A 17,009-nucleotide genomic window follows, 5' to 3' on the forward strand; every position below is an offset into this window, starting at 1 on the left:
GTCTCCTGTCGTTTTCGTGGGGGGATGGTCGTACGGAGAGTGGTCGTCCTACGGGGATGTATGCGTCGTACGAGACGTCATCGCCGTCAGTCCGCCAGTGAGGCACCGAACTTGGCCCCGGTCGCGGGCAGGCCCATGGTGGCCGAACCGAAGGAGAAGGAGCCGTTCGCGGTGATGCCTGCGGAGGTGGCCGAAAAGACCCACACCGAACCGTTGCCGGCGTTCTCGGCGGGGTCGCCCACCACCAAGCCGTCCTTCTTGTCGGCGTTGGCGTCGACCAGTGCGGTCTCGGCGCCGAAACGATCCAGCTTCTCGGCGGTGCCGGGCACGCCGCTGGTGTTCTGGCTGAACGCCTTGTATCCGGTGGCGGTCAGGCCGTTCGCACTGCCGCGCAGCACGAGCACGGTGCCGGCGTCGGTGAGGCCGTCGAAGTCCTCGCCGGGCAGCCCGGTCGCCACGTCGAGGTAGCCGTCGCCGTTGGTGTCGCCGATGGACAGGCCCGAGCCCATGCCGTCCCCGCGCTCGGCCGCGCCCGGCACACCGGCCGTGTCCTGGTTGATCCACACCGGCTTGCGGGTACTGGAGACTCCGCCCGGGCCGCCGTAGACGACGGCCAACGCGCCGCCCTTCGTGGGCAGTTCGACATCGCTGTCGTAGCTGTCGCTGGAGTGACCGACGACGATGTCTCCATAGCCGTCCTTGTTCAGGTCGCCGACCTCGACGTCCTCGCCGCCCACGAGGCGGCCCTGAGCGTCCTTGAGCATGCCCTTGTAGGTGAAGCCGTCGGCTCCGCCCAGCAGCAGCTCGACCCCCCGCGAGTCGGACTCGTCGACGAAGGTGGACTGCACGGCGAGGTCGGCGATGCCGTCGCCGTTGACGTCGCCGGCCGTGATCCCCTGGTAGTTCTGGGGGTCCTCGGGATTGATACGGAAGTAGTCCTTCTTCGCGGGCCCACCATCGCGGTCGAACGGGCCGTGGAACACCGTGCCGTCCGGGCTGTCCGCCCCGTCGGGCTCCCCGCTCATCCAGGTGTCGTTGCTCAGGGTCACCAGGTCCGGGTGCTTGTCGCCGTCCACGTCCCCGACCGTGAACTGGCCGCTCCAGGGGCCCATCGGGGCCCAGGTGAGCCTCGTCGAGGTCGCCGAAAGTCCGTTGGGTCCACCCCAGTTGACCTCGACCGCATAGCCGTCTTCGACATCCATCACGTAGGCCTTGAGGGACGAGAGCAGATCGGCGTATCCGTCCCCGTCGAGGTCCGCGCTCTGGAGGTTCGTACCGTACAGGCCCTCCCACGACTCCGGGTCAGGTACGCCCGGCCCCTTCAGTACCTGTCTGCGGGACATCGACAGGCCGCTCGCGGAGCCGTACAGCACGCTCACCGACCCGGCGCCGGCCTGGGTGTTGACGGTGGTGCCCGGCGCGCCGATCGCCAGGTCGGGATACCCGTCCCCGTTGAAGTCGTCGTGCAGCCGCTCGGCGCTCGGCGTAGCGGCCCCTGCCCCGGCCTCGGTGGCGGCGTTGACGGCGGGCACCGCCAGCGCACCGGCGACGACCGCGACGCCGGTGGCGAGGACGAGGCGTCTGCGGCGGGTGAGGGGAGTACGGCGGTGGGAATGCGAAGCCATGTGATTCCTGACGCGGGGAAGACGGGTGGGTTGGTGTGAAGGGGCTGATCAGCGGGGGAACCCGGGATGATCAGCGCGGGAACCGGTGACCGAGCCAGGCCCCGCTCGCGACCGTCCCGAGGGTGCGGGCACCGAAGGCGAAGGAGTTCTTGGCCGTGACTCCGGTGGGGCCGGACCGGAAGACCCACACGCCACCGGCGTACGAGTCCTCCGCGAACGCGGCAACGACGGGCTCGGCCCGCCCGTCGCCGTTGCCGTCGACGAGATGCACGCGCTCGCCGAAGCGGTCGCCCTTCTCGGCGGTGCCGGGAACGTCCGGACTGTTCTGGCTGAGGAGTTTGCCGCCGGCGCCGGTGGGTCCGTCCGGTCCGCCGGGTACGACGACGAAGGCGCCGGCCTGCGTCAGCGTGCCCAGGTCCTCGTGCGGGTTGCCGGCCAGGACGTCGCCGTAGCCGTCGCCGTCGATGTCGCCGACCGCGAGGTCATGGCCGAGCATGTCCTCGGGCTCGTCGACGCCGGGCATGCCGGGGGTGTCCTGGGTGATGCTCCGAGGGGCGACGGAGTCGGCCGGGCCGTTCGCCGTGCCGTAGAGGAACCTGAGCCGTCCGCCGCCCATGACGATGTCCTCGCGGTGGTCGCCGTTGACGTCGCCGACCGCCAGGGAGTAACCGGGTCTGATCTTCTCGCCCTGTGCGTCCTTGAGAACGACCAGCGGCCGCAGACCGTCGCGGCTGCCGCGCAGGAAGTTCAGGTGCTCGCCGCGATCGCCCTGGTCGTCCCCGTCGAAGGAGCGGGCGACGGTGACGATGTCGGTGATGCCGTCGCCGTCCACATCACCGGCCACCACGTCGACCAGGTCGAGGTCACCGTCGACGAGCTCCACCCCGGTCACCTCGGCGGGCACACCGTCACGCCCGAAGGGTCCGTACTCCACGCGGCCGTTGTCGAGCAGGTCCTGACGCCCGTCGCCGTCGAAGTCGCCGGTGACGGTCCCGCCGCCGCTCTGGTACCGGCCGTCGCCGACGGCGGGCCGCACCTTCCCCGAGGTGAAGCCGCCGGGGCCGCCCCACAGCACGGTCCGGCTGCCCTGCCGGGCGATGCCGCCCTGCTCCCACTGCTCACCGTCGGCCGACACCTGCAGGTCGCTGTATCCGTCGCCGTCCAGGTCGGCGATCACGAGGTCCGAGCCGAAGCGGTCACCGGCCTCGACGGTGCCGGCAATGCCGGCGGAGGCCTGCGTGTACACCTTCTCGGCAGTGCCGCGGAGCCCGTTCGCGGACCCGTACAGCACGGCGACGTAGCCGGCCCTGGCCTTGCCGTTCACAGTGGCGTTGGGAGCGGCGACGGCCAGATCGCCGTACCCGTCGCCGTTGAAGTCCTGCCGCACGGTGGCGGTCGCCGCCTGGGCGTACCCGGACGGCAGCACACCGGCGCTCGCAGCCACCAGGGCCACAGCTATGGCAACGGTACGCCGCGTCCTGAACGAAACAGCCTCGACCACGTCGACTCCGGGAATCCGATGGGCAGTTGACGGTGGCGAGGTCCCGAAAATCCAAGATCCTCATCCACGCCGCCCAGTACGACTCACAGAGGGACGAAGGGGTTGCCCTGAGATACGCCGGAAATCTTCCCGGCGTTAACCGATCCAGCCAAAGCGAAGGGCCGGGGGCAGCAGCCCCCGGCCCACAGTCACGACGACGCCACGCGCCTGCTCAGAATCAGAACGGCTCGAAGTCGTCGAACTCCTGCGCCGCTTCATCACGCTCGGCCTGCCTGTCACGCCGACGCTGCGCGGCAGGACGCGGCTCCTCGAAGCGATGGTCCTCGCCCCGGCGACCCAGCATCTCCGCACCGGCCACCACGGTCGGCTCCCAGTCGAAGACGACGGCGTTGTCCTCGGGCCCGATGGCGACGCCGTCGCCGGAGCGGGCCCCCGCCTTCATCAACTCCTCTTCCACACCGAGGCGGTTGAGCCGGTCGGCGAGGTAGCCGACGGCCTCGTCGTTGTTGAAGTCGGTCTGCCGCACCCAGCGCTCGGGCTTCTCGCCGCGCACCCGGAACAGCGGCTCGCCGCCGATCTCCTCGCGGGTCACGGTGAAGCCCGCGTCGTCGACGGCCTTCGGCCGGATCACGATCCGCGTCGCCTCTTCCTTCGGCTTCGCGGCCCGCGCCTTGCCGACCAGTTCGGCCAGCGCGAACGACAGCTCCTTCAGCCCGATGTGCGCCACCGCCGACACCTCGAAGACCCGGTACCCACGGGCCTCCAGATCCGGGCGCACCATCTCGGCGAGGTCCTTGCCGTCCGGTACGTCGATCTTGTTCAGGACGACGATCCGCGGCCGGTTGTCCAGCCCGCCGTACTCCCGCAGCTCCGCCTCGATGATGTCCAGGTCGGAGACAGGGTCGCGGTCGGACTCCAGCGTCGCGGTGTCCAGCACGTGCACGAGTACGCTGCACCGCTCGACGTGCCGCAGGAACTCCAGGCCGAGGCCCTTGCCCTGGCTGGCGCCGGGGATGAGCCCCGGGACGTCGGCGATGGTGTACACGGTCGAACCGGCGGTCACCACGCCGAGGTTCGGCACGAGGGTCGTGAAGGGGTAGTCCGCGATCTTCGGCTTGGCTGCGCTCAGCACGGAGATCAGCGAGGACTTGCCGGCGCTCGGGTATCCGACGAGCGCCACGTCGGCGACGGTCTTCAGCTCCAGGACGATGTCCTGGAGGTCGCCCGGCTCACCGAGCAGCGCGAACCCGGGCGCCTTGCGCCGCGCGGAGGCGAGGGCCGCGTTGCCGAGCCCGCCCCGGCCGCCCTGCGCGGCGACGTACGACGTGCCGTGGCCGACCAGGTCGGCGAGGACGTTGCCGGCCTTGTCGAGGACGACGGTGCCGTCCGGGACGGGAAGGATCAGGTCCTGCCCGTCCTTGCCCGACCGGTTGCCGCCCTCGCCGGGCTTGCCGTTGGTGGCCTTGCGGTGCGGGGAGTGGTGGTAGTCGAGCAGGGTCGTGATCGACTGGTCGACGGTCAGGATGACGTCGCCGCCACGCCCGCCGTTGCCGCCGTCGGGCCCGCCGAGGGGCTTGAACTTCTCACGGTGGACGGAGGCACAGCCGTGACCTCCGCTACCCGCGGCGACATGCAGTTCGACGCGGTCCACGAAGGTGGTCATGGGGTGTGCCTCCAGAACGTGCGGGAATGTCTACTACGTAACACGCGAAAGGCGGACCCGCCTTCCCACCTGGGAAGTGAGGTCCGCCTCGCGAAGCGTTCGGTCGAAGCCTTGAGTCAGGGGACTCAGGCGACCGGAACGATGTTCACGACCTTGCGGCCACGGTGGGTGCCGAACTGCACCGAACCGGCCTGCAGGGCGAACAGCGTGTCGTCGCCGCCACGGCCGACGCCCGCGCCGGGGTGGAAGTGGGTGCCGCGCTGGCGGACCAGGATCTCACCCGCGTTGACGACCTGACCGCCGAAGCGCTTCACGCCGAGCCGCTGGGCATTCGAGTCGCGACCGTTCCGGGTGGACGATGCGCCCTTCTTGTGTGCCATCTCTCCTCAGTCCCTTACTTCGCAGCCGCGGGGATCTCAGTGACCTTGATCGCCGTGTACTGCTGGCGGTGGCCCTGACGACGGCGGTAGCCGGTCTTGTTCTTGTAGCGCAGAATGTCGATCTTCTGGCCCTTGTGGTGGTCCACGACCTCGGCCTGGACCTTGATGCCGGCCAGCACCCACGGGTCGCTGGTCACAGCGTCGCCGTCGACAACGAGCAGGGTCGAGAGCTCGACCGTGTCGCCAACCTTGGCAGTGGAAATCTTGTCAACCTCAACGATGTCGCCGACAGCAACCTTGTGCTGGCGACCACCGCTGCGCACGATGGCGTACACGCGGATCTCACTCTCTCGCTCAAAAACGGCACCCCCGAAGTCCAGCCACCACGCACGCGGGCGGCCTCTCCGGAACACCCTGTGCTCCGGAGGAAGAGGTTTACGGGGATGTGGCGTGCCTATATCCACGGACACGCCGACGGTCAAGGTTACGGGGCCATGGCCGAGGGGGTCAAACCGGGCCGGGCTCCAACGGAGTGCGGCCGGTCACAGAGACCGGCCGCACTTCGTATCACTCGTCGCTGAGCGTCACTCTTCGGTGAGCGTCACTCGTCGGTGGCGGCCGAGACCGTGGTCTTCTTCGCCGTCGACTTGGCCGCGGCCGTCTTGGCGGTCTTCGCCGCCTTCTTGGCCGTCGCCTTCTTCGCGACCGTCTTCTTGGCCGCGGTCTTCTTGGCGGCGGCCTTCTTCGCCGTGGCCTTCTTGGCCGTCTTACGGGCCGTCTTCTTGGCCGGAGCCGTCTCCTCGACGCCCTCCTCGGCGGCCGGGGCCTCCGCAGCGGCGCCGGGCTCCGCCTCCGTCGCCGGGACGACCACGACGGCCGTCTCCTCGGACGCGGTCGGCGCGGTGGCCTTGCGCACGGCACGGCGGCGCGGACGGGCCGGAGCGGCGCTCTCGGCGACCGCCTCGGCCGGGGCCTCCTCGGCCTGCTCCGCCGGAGCCGCGGCCGGGGCCTCGACCTCCGGCTCGGGCGCGGACGCGGCCTCGCTGACCGTGACCACGGCGGCCTCGGCCCCCGCGGGCGACCCGGCGGGCGCGGACACCTTGCGGGTCGCACGACGCCGCGTACGCCCCTTGGGCGCGGCCTCCTCGGCGACCGGTGCGGCGGCCGGGACCTCCGCAGCCGGAACCTCAGCGGCCGGGGCCTCGACGACCGCGTCCTCCGCAGCCATGGGCTCGGCCTTCGCCTCGGCGGCCGACTCCGGCTGCACCGGACGCGCCACCTCCTCGGCGACGGTCACGTCCTGAGCCGTGGGAACCGCCTCGGGCTTCCTGGGCGCACCCGCCGGAGCGGACACGCGCCGACCGCCGCGGCGCCGCGAACGACCGCCACGGCCGGCCGCGGCCTCCGCCTCGGCGATGCTGCTGTACAGCTCCTCGTCCGGCGCGAAGGCCGGCTCGGGCAGCGCGGCGGGCTCGGCGACCTCGGCAGCGACCTCGATCTCGGTCTCCGCCTCCTCCTCGGCCGTCTCGACCGGCTCGGCGGCGACGGCGGCCTCGTGCACCTGCTCGGGCCCGGCACCGGCACGCGCGCGCTTCTTGCGCTTGCCGCCGCCACCGACGGCCGTCGGCTGTTCCATGTGCACGATGACGCCGCGCCCGTTGCAGTGGACGCAGGTCTCGGAGAAGGACTCCAGCAGGCCCTGGCCGACCCGCTTACGGGTCATCTGGACCAGGCCCAGCGAAGTGACCTCGGCGACCTGGTGCTTCGTACGGTCCCGGCCCAGGCACTCCAGCAGACGCCGCAGCACCAGGTCCCGGTTGGACTCCAGCACCATGTCGATGAAGTCGATGACGATGATGCCGCCGAGGTCGCGCAGCCGCAGTTGGCGGACGATCTCCTCGGCCGCCTCCAGGTTGTTCCTGGTGACCGTCTCCTCGAGGTTGCCGCCCTGACCGGTGAACTTGCCGGTGTTGACGTCGACGACGACCATCGCCTCGGTCCGGTCGATCACCAGCGAGCCGCCACTGGGCAGCCAGACCTTGCGGTCCAGCGCCTTGGCGAGCTGCTCGTCGATCCGGTAGGTGGCGAAGACGTCGACCTCGGAGGTCCACTTGGACAGCCGGTCGGCCAGATCGGGTGCGACGTGCGAGACGTATCCGTGGATGGTCTCCCACGCCTCGTCACCACTCACGACGACCTTGGTGAAGTCCTCGTTGAAGATGTCGCGGACGACCCGGACGGTCATGTCCGGCTCGCCGTACAGCAGCGTCGGGGCGTTGCCGTTCTTCGACTTCTTCTGGATGTCCTCCCACTGCGCCTGCAGTCGCTCGACATCACGGCGCAGCTCGTCCTCGGAGGCGCCCTCCGCGGCCGTACGGACGATGACGCCCGCGTCCTCGGGGACGATCTTCTTGAGGATGGTCTTCAGACGCGCGCGCTCGGTGTCGGGCAGCTTGCGGCTGATGCCGGTCATGGAGCCCTCGGGGACGTACACGAGGTAGCGGCCCGGCAGGGAGACCTGGCTGGTCAGACGCGCGCCCTTGTGTCCGATCGGGTCCTTGGTGACCTGGACGAGCACGGACTGGCCGGACTTCAGGGCGGACTCGATGCGCCGCGGCCCGTTGGCCATGCCCAGCGCCTCGAAGTTCACCTCGCCCGCGTAGAGGACCGCGTTGCGTCCCTTGCCGATGTCGATGAAGGCGGCCTCCATCGACGGCAGCACGTTCTGGACCTTGCCCAGGTAGACGTTGCCGACGTACGAGGTCGACTGCTCCTTGTTGACGTAGTGCTCGACGAGCACGTTGTCCTCGAGGACGCCGATCTGCGTACGGTCGCCGTGCTGACGGACGACCATCACGCGCTCGACGGCCTCGCGGCGGGCCAGGAACTCGGCCTCGGTGATGATCGGAACGCGTCGGCGGCCCTGCTCACGGCCTTCCCGGCGGCGCTGCTTCTTGGCCTCCAGGCGGGTGGAGCCCTTGATGGACTGCACCTCGTCGGACGGCTCGGCACCCTTTTCCCGCACGGGACGGGGCTCGCGGACCTTGACGACGGTGCGCTCGGGGTCGCCCTCGCCGGGCTCGGTGTCGACACCGGTGTCACCGGCGCGACGACGACGGCGACGGCGGCGACGGCTGCTGGCGCTGGAACCGCCGCCCTCTTCGCCGCCCGCCTCCTCGGCGTCCTCTTCCTCCTGCTCGGCGGTGTCCTCGGCGTCCTGCGCGGCCTGCGCCGCGGCGAGCTCCTCGCCCTCGCCTTCACCGCCCTCGGCCTCCGCGGCCTCACCGCGGCGACGACGCCGGCCACCACGCCGACGACGGCGACGCGACCCGGTCTCCTCGGCCTCCTCGGCCTCTTCGCCCTCGACGACGTCCTCGACGTCCTCGGCGGCCTCTTCGGCTTCCTCGGTCTCGTCCTCGGCGGCGGCCTCGACGACCTGGGCCTCGGTCTCCTCGCCGAACGCGCCGCCCCGGCGCCGACGACGACGCCGCGAGGCGCCCGCCTGCTCCTCCGGGAACTCCTCGACGTCCTCGGTCTCCGCCTCGGCGGCGGCCTCGGCGGCGGCCCGCTGGGGCGTCTGGAACTGCGGCTCGGTGAACACGGGCGCCTGGAACACGGCCACGGCGGGCCGGGCCGGGCGCGGGGCCTCGGGCGCCTCGGAGGCGGGGGCCTGAGCGGGCGCGGCGAACCCGGCGGCGGCGCGTCGGACGACCCGACGACGACGGCGGGGGGTGGCTTCCTCGTCGGCCTCGGCCGTGGGCGCCTCGGCGGGCGCTCCGACACCGGTCACCGCGGCGCTCTCCGCCTCGATGCCGGGGGTCACGGGGGTCTCCGCCGTCACCGGCGTCTCGGCCGGAGTCTCGGCAACCGCGGCCTCGGACGCCTCGTCGGGCGCGGACACACGCCGCGTGGCGCGACGCCGGCGACGCGGGGCGGCAGCCTCGGCGGCCTCGCCGGAGTCGGCGGACGCAACGGGCACGGCAGCCTCGACCGGCTCCTCCGCCTCGGCGGAGATCTCGGCACTCACGGCCGCCTCAGCGCCGGCGTCAGCCGCCGCGGGCGTGGCGGCCTCGGCAGCGGCCGGGCCACCGGCAGGCGCGGAGGCCCGACGCGTGGCGCGCCGACGCGTACGACGCGGCGCAGTCTCCTCGGTTTCTTCGGCACCCTCAGCCGCAGGCTCTTCAGCAGCGGCCGGCACCTCGGCGGCGCCAGGGCTCTCGGCACCGGAGACCACGGTCTCGGCGGCCTCTGCCTTCTCCGGGGAACCGGCAGGCGCCGACGCGCGACGCACCGCACGCCGACGCGTACGGGCGGCAGGCGCGGCCTCCTCGGTCACCTCGGCGCTCTCAGCCGCAGGCGCTTCAGCAGCGGCCGGGCTCTGTTCGGCCACGGGCGCGGCGGCAGCCACCGGCACCACGGTCTCGGCCGCCTCGGCAGCCGCGGGCGCCCCGGCGGGCGCGGACGCACGACGCACCGCGCGCCGACGCGTACGACCGGCGGGCGCAGCCTCCACCGTCTCTGCGGTCTCTTCAGCCTCTGCGGTCGCTTCGGCTTCTGCAGCCTCAGGAGTCACCTGGGCCTCGGCGGCCTCGATGCTCTCCTCGGCCGTCTCGGCCTCGTCAGTCAGCGCTGCGACATCCGCGGCATCGGCGACCGGTATGGCCGGCTCGACCATCTCTGTGGCCTGTGCCTCGGCGGCGGCCGACGGCGGCCCCGCCGGACGCGACGCGGCGCGGCGCCGGCGGCGCGGCGGCAGGGTGTCGCTGGGGGTGTTCAGTTCGGAACCCTCAGTGGGTTCGGTCGGTTCGAGCATGCGGGCGTTTCTCCCGTCAGGCTCCCGGGCGCCGCACCTGGTCCGGCGATATGCCGGTGACGTCCGCGGCTCGCGCATCGCGCGACTGCCGCCGTCCGGGGCGCGGGCGCCGCACGGGAGCTCTCTGTGTCCTGTCTCGCCGGTTCCGTACGCCGAATGCGTACGGCCTGGCGAAAGTCTTCTGGTCGGTGCGCTGCCCGACCCAGGTGGCTCCCGAGTACGAGGGCGGCGCTTCGACGTCCGTCCCTACGCGGAACCTTCCTTACGCCGGCGCCGTCGCGGCGGCAGCGGTCTCGGCCTCGGTTGGGGCCGTCGCTGCCTCGCGGTCGGGCGCGAGCGGGTCGGTCACCGTGCCGGTCTCTTCATCGAACAGCCCCTGCGCCAGCCTGGTCACCGCTGCGGGGACCGGCGGCGCCAGGTCGGCCACGGCGCGGAGACCGGACAGGACGTCGTCGGGTCGTACGGCAGGCGTCACGTGCCGAACAACCAGCCGCAGTATCGCACAGGGCTGGTCGGTCGGCCTATCAGCTGCCGAACTGTGTGTTTCCGTTCCGTCGGTGCTTTCGAGGTGGACGACCGCCGGGCGGGCGTCGAAGGTGCGCACGCCGTTCTTGGTCATGCGCTGGACCTCGACCGTCCCGGCGGCGTTGAAGGCCGCGACCGCGCGCTCGGCGTCCGCCGGGTCCACGCCGTCGAGCCGCAGCTCCCAGACGGACGCCGTGAGCCGGTCGGCGAGCCCGGAGATCCGGGCCTCGACCGCCTCGATGACGTCGAGCCCGGCGGGCAGCGACTCGTCGAGGAGCACTCTCAACTGCTCCGGATCGCGCGCCTCGGTGAGCGCGATCTCCAGGTACTCCGCCTCACTGCCCGTGCCGGTGGGTGCGGCATTGGCGTACGACACCTTCGGATGCGGCGTGAACCCCGCCGAGTACGCCATCGGCACCTCGGCGCGGCGCAGCGCACGCTCGAAGGCGCGCTGGAAGTCACGGTGGCTGGTGAACCGGAGGCGGCCGCGCTTGGTGTAGCGCAGTCGGATGCGCTGCACCGCGGGTGCGGGCGGCGGGCCTTCGGGCTGTCGCTTGCCCAGTGTCGTTCAGTCCTTCGTGAGAGCGGTCGTACTGCTACCAAGAGTACGTGTCTCGCGTCCCGGAGGTTCCCGCCGGGCCACTGCCTCCCGCTGCTTCGGTTCCCCGAACAGCATCCGCCGGAAGTCGGCTCGCGCCTGCCGTACGGATTCACGGGCGGCGGTGAGCGCCTGCCGGGTGGCGCGTCCCACACTGCGGGCGGCCTGGGCGACGGGTCGCAGCACCGCGTCCCGGACGACGTGCCCGACCGGTGTGAGCACCGTCCGGTACGCCCAGCGCACCGGCTCCACGAAGACCCACCGGAAGAGGTTCGCGAGGAACCGGCCGACGGCGAGCGAGATCCGCCCGGCGACCCGCCACGCGTGCCCGAGCGCGTCCCAGATCTCCCTGCCGATGACGGCGAGCACACGGCCGACGGGCGCGAGCACCCACCGGTACAGGCCCACCGCGGGCAGCACGAACAGCACGCGCGCGATCCAGTACAGCGCGACACCGATCCCGGTGGCGACCGTGCTCACGAGCCACACGAGGCCCCGGCCGCACCAGGCGATCGCCCGCCCCACCGGCGCGAGGATCCACTCGTACACCCACAGAGCGGGCACGACGAGGAGATACCGCACCAGCCACGCCACCACGCCGAACACCCCGAGCCCGATCGCGGCGAGCACCGCCCCGAGCCCCCTCAGGACCCACATCACCGCATGCCCGACCGGCGTGAGCACGCGCGCGTAGAGCCACTCCAGCCCGGCCCCGATCCCTCGCGCCAGCCACGCGCACGCGTGCCCCACGGGCGTCAGCACGTACCGGTACAGCCACACCGCAGGTATGACGAAGAGCACGTTCCCCAGCCAGGCGAGCCCCTTCGCGACGGGCACGACGACGTACCGCCACAACGCCACGAACGGCCAGACGAACAGCGCCCGCCCGAGCCACAGCAACGCCCGCCCGAGCGGCCGGAGCACCGTGTCGTTCAGGAAGCGCCCACCGACGACGAGCGCATCCCATGCCATCCGCACCGGCACGACCAGCACGAGTACGACGATCCGCACCGGGATACGGATCGCGACGACCAGGCACCCTTCGGGGTCCTGGCGCTGCGGTGGCGGTTTTTCGAGGTCCATGTCGTCGTAGACGCCGGAACGGGCCGGGCGGATGCCGGGCCGGGGACACGATCCGGCATCGACCGGGCCTGTTCGAAGAGAAGCGGGAGCCGGGATCGGGATCATGGGCGGGCGGCTCCGGCCGCCGGTGACGGGCGGGCCCGGCCGGCGCCATGTACGGCACGGCGTTCCCGGACGACGACGTCGGCCTGGTCACCGCAGGGCGCTTTCCGCGACGAGCACGGTCTGGCCGACTTCCTCACCCACGAACGGGCCCATGGCCACCTCGGCCACCTCGGCACCCTGACTCGGGCTCACCTCTCCCGATCCAGCAGTTCCCGGACGAGCGCGACCAGGGCATGGGGGGACCTTGCCACGGTCTGCGGCAGCTTGCGAGCCGCGGGAGGGACGATGTCCGAGCCGTCGAGATTGATGATCCAGAGCTGGAGTTCACCCACCTGGTGTCGGCGCAGAGCCAGTTCGAGTTCGTCGTAGCAGAACCTGCTCAAGGCGTACGACCGGCTCCACAGGGCGATGAACAGATCGGCGGAGAGCAGCGCGTCCTCGATCGTCGGCTTGACCATGCGGTCCGGCCGCAGCTCTCGCTCGCCGATCAGCGGTGTGATCCCGACACCGGAGAGTTGCACCTCCAGGGCCTGCGCGAATTCCGAGTCGGGCGACGCACGGCTGATGAAAGCGCGAGTCGGCGGCCATCTGTAGTTGTGCGGATTACGCAACCGCGCGGTCACCAGATACTCCGCGATCTCCATGACGTCGACGACCGCTTCCTTGTCCTTGAGCCGACTGTGATCCAGCCCGGGATGGACACCCGCCCAGTTGCGCCGCTCGAACGCCCGTCGGGACGCACCACCGAGGAATTCGAACGGCACGATCGGCTTCCCCCTGGCCTCGGCCAGGTGCAGCAGGGTGTTGGCGGTCTTCGCGACACGGCCGCCGACCGAGATCAGCACATCGGCTTCCTCGAGCGCCTGGATCTGGCAGAGCAGCCACGCCTGCTCCCAGGAGTCGTCGTCCTCGGGGCCGGGGTAGTACCAGTTCTTGATCTCGACGCTGTGGCCGGTTCCCAGCATCTCCAGCAACTCTTTCTGGTTCTGGGCGACGCGTGGGTGACGGGGACTGTGCAGATGGACGACGCGCCCCACGCCGGACTGGACGTAACCGATGATCGTGTGTAGATCGGCGGAGTCAGGAAACGGGCTGCACACGATGAGTTCCGCGCCGGCCTTGGCCACGGCTTCCCCCAACTGCGTACAGACGTGCGCGACCTGGGACTTCTCGTAGTCGGGGTAGGTGGTCTCCCCGGTGACGCCGCCGATGACATGGACCGACCTGACCCGCGACGTCGCTCTGACCTGTTCACGGCTCCTCTGCGTAGCCATCCGCAGCGCCAGCAGCTTGAACAAAACCTCCGCGGAGGAACGGGCCGCGAACCGCTTGTAACGGTCGTCCTTGCGGGGGTCGGCATGATCCATGACGCCCTTGGCGACCACCCAGTCGGAAAGGTTCAGCCTGTGCGCGACATGCGCGATGGTGGCGGATTCCATCTCCAGACCGGTGACGGAGCGAACGCCCCACCTCTTCAGCTGGTCCCAGGTGAGGCCGTCCTTCACCACCACGTTCCCACTCGCCATCGGCCCCACGGCGACGGCGTACGGCAGCTTGGCGGGTCCGTTGAGGTCGTCATAGACGGCCTGTTCGATGAAGGAGTAACCCGCGTCCGTCAGAGACAGCGCGGCGCCGTCGCGCGTGACCAGGCCGTCCGATTGCAGGGCCTGGATCTGTTCGACCCACGATCGCCCGGACAGGTAACGGGACCGTGCCGGGTGCCGTCTGGGGTCGTCGCCCGCGTAGAGACGCTCCAGCAGCCAGATCCTCGCCTCCGTCCCCGACACCTCGCCGTAGCTCGGGAGATCTGTGGTGACCAGATCCTGCGCCGCACGGACCCAGACGTCCTGCGCGGGAATCTGGCGGTGGTCCCCCTCGAAACCGTCGGGGGTGCGCCGGCCCTCGTCGTAGGCGTACGCCAGCTCGGCCACGACCACGTCGCCGAGCGCGACCTCGGCCGGATTGCCCGCGCACACGCCGCACATGGCGAGGCATCGGGGACGCAGTCGCTCGACGAGCGACGACACCACAGGCGCCGTGGCGGCGGATCCCATCCGCGTGGGGCGCGCGAGTCCGACGGTCATGTGGGAGCCGTCGGCCAGAAGGTACTTGCCGACCAGGTAGGGGGTCGTGGACTCCCGCTCGCGCTCTTCCCAGGCCATGACCCCCGGGTTGTCCGCGTACCCCGCCGAGCCGGCCGCCCGGGCGGCGTCGTACTCGTCCTTGAGCGCCGTGATGACCAGTGCGTCGACCTCGCCCATCCCGCCTCCCCCACCGGGCCCCCGGGCCTACAGCACTCGACCCCGCGTCCACCCTATGGTGCACACGGGGCCGAACATCCGCTTGACGCCTACTTGTTGACCACGCTCAACGGCAGCAGCTTCTTGCCCGTCGGCCCGACCTGGATGTGCGTGTCCATCTGTGGACACGCACAGCAATATTCACGACGCCCTCCCAGCTACTCCACTTCGATGCCGTAGTCCTGGACAAGCTGCTCCAGGCCTCCCGCCTCCACCTGCCGGTTCTCCCGGTACCCGTCCTGGAAATCAACTGCGCGGGGGCGGTGAGGGTCGCTGTGTTCATGCCACCGGCCCCTGCTACATTGCGCCCTCAAGATCAGAAAACGGGGGCCGAGCATGACCGTGCAAGGGCACGCCGGGGGCTATCAAGTCCAGACGAGCGCGATGAACAGCGAGGCGCAGACACTCGACACGGCGGGTGACGACGTCGGTGCCATCGCCAGGGCGGTCAAGGACACCGCCTGCTACCCCTCGGACGTCCTCGGCGGCTCCGACGCGGGCCCCGCGTACAACAACTTCGCCGGTGACTGGCAGGCAGAGGCCAAGGTCCTCGAGAGCGCCCTGCACGAGCTGGCCGACAAGGTGCGGGTGTCCAAGGCGAACTACCAGGGCGCCGAGCACGCCTCCATCCGGGGCATGAGCGCGGCGGGCGGCGAGGGCGTGACGACGACGCCCGCGCCCGGCACGCCGCCGCGCGGCCTGTCCGACTTCGGCTGAGCGTCCTACGTACCGCGTACGAGTCCGCACTCCTGCCCTCACCACGACAGAAGGCCGCACCCGTCATGTCCGACGCAGGCGAATCCACCACCGACCGCCGCCAGAAGCTCGCCGAGTACCACGACTCCATCTCCTCGGCCGACAGCAAGAACGATCTCATCGGGGCAATCAACAACGCCCTGGGCGTCTCGGCGCCGGTAGGTGACCCCGGGGTCATCGAGGGTCTCGCCAAGACCTACCGCAAACAGATCGACGACGTCGCCGACGTGCACCGGCGGGTGCAGAAGGTCGCCAACGAGGGCCTGCCCGACGCCTGGGTGGGCAGCACCGGGGCGCGGGCGTCCGAGGTGGTGATGGCGGCGGCGCGCTCCGCCGAGCAGATGGAGCAAGCGTTCAGCGGCGCGGCCGGCGCCCTGTTCCGCCTGGCCGACGCGCTGACCAACGCCAAGGCCCAGGACAAGGGTGGCCGCGAGCAGTTGCGCGAGGCGCTCGGCATGCTCGGCGGTGAGGACGGCTTCTTCGACGACATGGTGGAGAAGGACGCCGAAGAGGCGGAGCGGCTGCGGGCCCGCAGCATCGCGGCCGCGGGCGCCAAGACGATGCACACCGCCGCGGAGGTGGCCGACGACGCGGCGCGGGCCGCGGCGCGCGACCTCAACAAGCTGGCGTCCGAGGCCCGGGCGGGCCAGATGAAGACCGACAACATCTCCGCCGCCGACCGCCTCGTACTCGCCGACATCGCGGGCCCCGGCGGCCCGGCGGAGATGAACGAGCTGCTGACCGCGAACGACCTGGAGCGCTCGGGCCGCGCGATGGAGCGCCTCGACGCCCGTGAGGAGGCCGAGTTCGAGCGGATGCTCGCCGAGGCGAAGACCCCGCAGGAACGGGCGTACCTCGTGAAGGCACTGGCCGCCGGGTACGACGTCAAGGAGGTCGGCGAGTTCCGCGACAAGATCCACGGCAAGGACCCGGACTGGCTGCAGCGGCACTTGACGCCGGTCACCACGGCCGGGGACAGCATGAACGACGAGGGGATCAACACCAGCGGCCCCAAGGAGGGTTCCAACCACAATACGGACGAGCAGAGGTTCAACGGCGAGAGGTGGTCGCAGGAAGGCAACACCTGCGTGCCGTCGACCGTCGTCACCGGGCGCGCCATGGTCGATCCGGTGTACGCCCTCGAACTCACCGGCGGCCCGTCCGGGCAGGAGGACGACCCTGGCGCCTTCCGGGAGCGGCTGCGCGACGAACAGCTGCGGATGCACGACGAGGGCGACGGCAACGACGCGTACGACTTCCCCTTCGGCTCGACACCCGACGGCATGGACAACGACGGCAAGACCGAGATCTCCAACAAGGAGATCAGCCCGCACACGGGCGGCGAGTACGAGTTCCAGGAGGTCAGGAGCGCCGACGACCGCCGGGACGCGCTCCCCGACATCCAGCGGGCCGTCGCCGAGGGCAGACCGGTGCCGATCGGCGTCGAGGGCAAGGACGAGGACGGCGACCGGGTCGGCCACTCCATGATGATCATCGGTCAGGAGGGCGACATGCTGCAGGTCTACAACCCCTGGGGAACGACGACGTGGGTCAGCGAGGACGACTTCGTCAACGGCAACATGGGCAAGGCCTCCGACAAGGACCTGCCCGACGCCTACGGCGTCCACCTGCCCGCCCAGTGAACGGAAGGCCGATCCCC

11 protein-coding genes are annotated in these 17,009 nt (G+C 70.9%); 2 read left to right on the top strand and 9 right to left on the bottom strand.

Annotated elements, in window-relative coordinates; all coding sequences use genetic code 11:
• Positions 1-86: 86 nt before the first annotated feature.
• The 9 genes from EHO50_RS04500 to EHO50_RS04540 form a co-directional block, all read right to left on the bottom strand.
• Positions 87-1,625 carry an FG-GAP-like repeat-containing protein gene (locus EHO50_RS04500; RefSeq protein WP_128428466.1) on the bottom strand — a complete coding sequence of 513 codons (1,539 nt, stop codon included), beginning with the start codon at positions 1,623-1,625 and terminating at the stop codon, positions 87-89.
• Between the two features lie 70 nt (positions 1,626-1,695).
• On the bottom strand, positions 1,696-3,078 hold the full coding sequence (locus tag EHO50_RS04505; protein WP_128428467.1) for an FG-GAP-like repeat-containing protein: 1,383 nt from the start codon (positions 3,076-3,078) through the stop codon (positions 1,696-1,698).
• A 265-nt stretch (positions 3,079-3,343) separates the two neighbouring features.
• A complete protein-coding gene (obgE, locus tag EHO50_RS04510) occupies positions 3,344-4,789 on the bottom strand; it encodes a GTPase ObgE (RefSeq protein WP_128428468.1) in 1,446 nt (481 codons plus the stop codon).
• A gap of 125 nt (positions 4,790-4,914) precedes the next feature.
• Positions 4,915-5,169: a 50S ribosomal protein L27 gene (gene rpmA / locus EHO50_RS04515; protein ID WP_010041940.1), complete on the bottom strand. Its 255-nt coding sequence runs from the start codon at positions 5,167-5,169 to the stop codon at positions 4,915-4,917.
• A gap of 14 nt (positions 5,170-5,183) precedes the next feature.
• Positions 5,184-5,504, bottom strand: coding sequence for a 50S ribosomal protein L21 (rplU, locus tag EHO50_RS04520; protein WP_004931419.1), 321 nt, complete (start codon positions 5,502-5,504; stop codon positions 5,184-5,186).
• Positions 5,505-5,770: 266 nt separating this feature from the next.
• The gene (locus EHO50_RS04525) at positions 5,771-9,982 is read right to left on the bottom strand and encodes an Rne/Rng family ribonuclease (RefSeq protein WP_128428469.1); all 4,212 of its coding nucleotides are present in this window, start codon (positions 9,980-9,982) and stop codon (positions 5,771-5,773) included.
• Between the two features lie 262 nt (positions 9,983-10,244).
• The gene (locus tag EHO50_RS04530; RefSeq protein ID WP_128428470.1) at positions 10,245-11,027 is read right to left on the bottom strand and encodes a TIGR03936 family radical SAM-associated protein; all 783 of its coding nucleotides are present in this window, start codon (positions 11,025-11,027) and stop codon (positions 10,245-10,247) included.
• A 48-nt stretch (positions 11,028-11,075) separates the two neighbouring features.
• Positions 11,076-12,188: a hypothetical protein gene (locus EHO50_RS04535; RefSeq protein WP_128428971.1), complete on the bottom strand. Its 1,113-nt coding sequence runs from the start codon at positions 12,186-12,188 to the stop codon at positions 11,076-11,078.
• A gap of 293 nt (positions 12,189-12,481) precedes the next feature.
• On the bottom strand, positions 12,482-14,554 hold the full coding sequence (locus EHO50_RS04540) for a TIR domain-containing protein (protein WP_128428471.1): 2,073 nt from the start codon (positions 14,552-14,554) through the stop codon (positions 12,482-12,484).
• A 375-nt stretch (positions 14,555-14,929) separates the two neighbouring features.
• Here EHO50_RS04540 and EHO50_RS04545 point away from each other — a divergent pair, with 375 nt between their 5' ends.
• Together EHO50_RS04545 and EHO50_RS04550 are read left to right on the top strand one after the other, a co-directional pair.
• Positions 14,930-15,310 (top strand): type VII secretion target, encoded by a 381-nt coding sequence (locus EHO50_RS04545; RefSeq protein WP_128428472.1) that lies wholly within the window; start codon positions 14,930-14,932, stop codon positions 15,308-15,310.
• Positions 15,311-15,375: 65 nt separating this feature from the next.
• Positions 15,376-16,992: a WXG100 family type VII secretion target gene (locus EHO50_RS04550; RefSeq protein ID WP_128428473.1), complete on the top strand. Its 1,617-nt coding sequence runs from the start codon at positions 15,376-15,378 to the stop codon at positions 16,990-16,992.
• Positions 16,993-17,009 lie beyond the last annotated feature (17 nt).

It is taken from the genome of Streptomyces cyaneus (assembly GCF_004028635.1).
In the GTDB taxonomy this organism is placed as follows: domain Bacteria; phylum Actinomycetota; class Actinomycetes; order Streptomycetales; family Streptomycetaceae; genus Streptomyces; species Streptomyces cyaneus.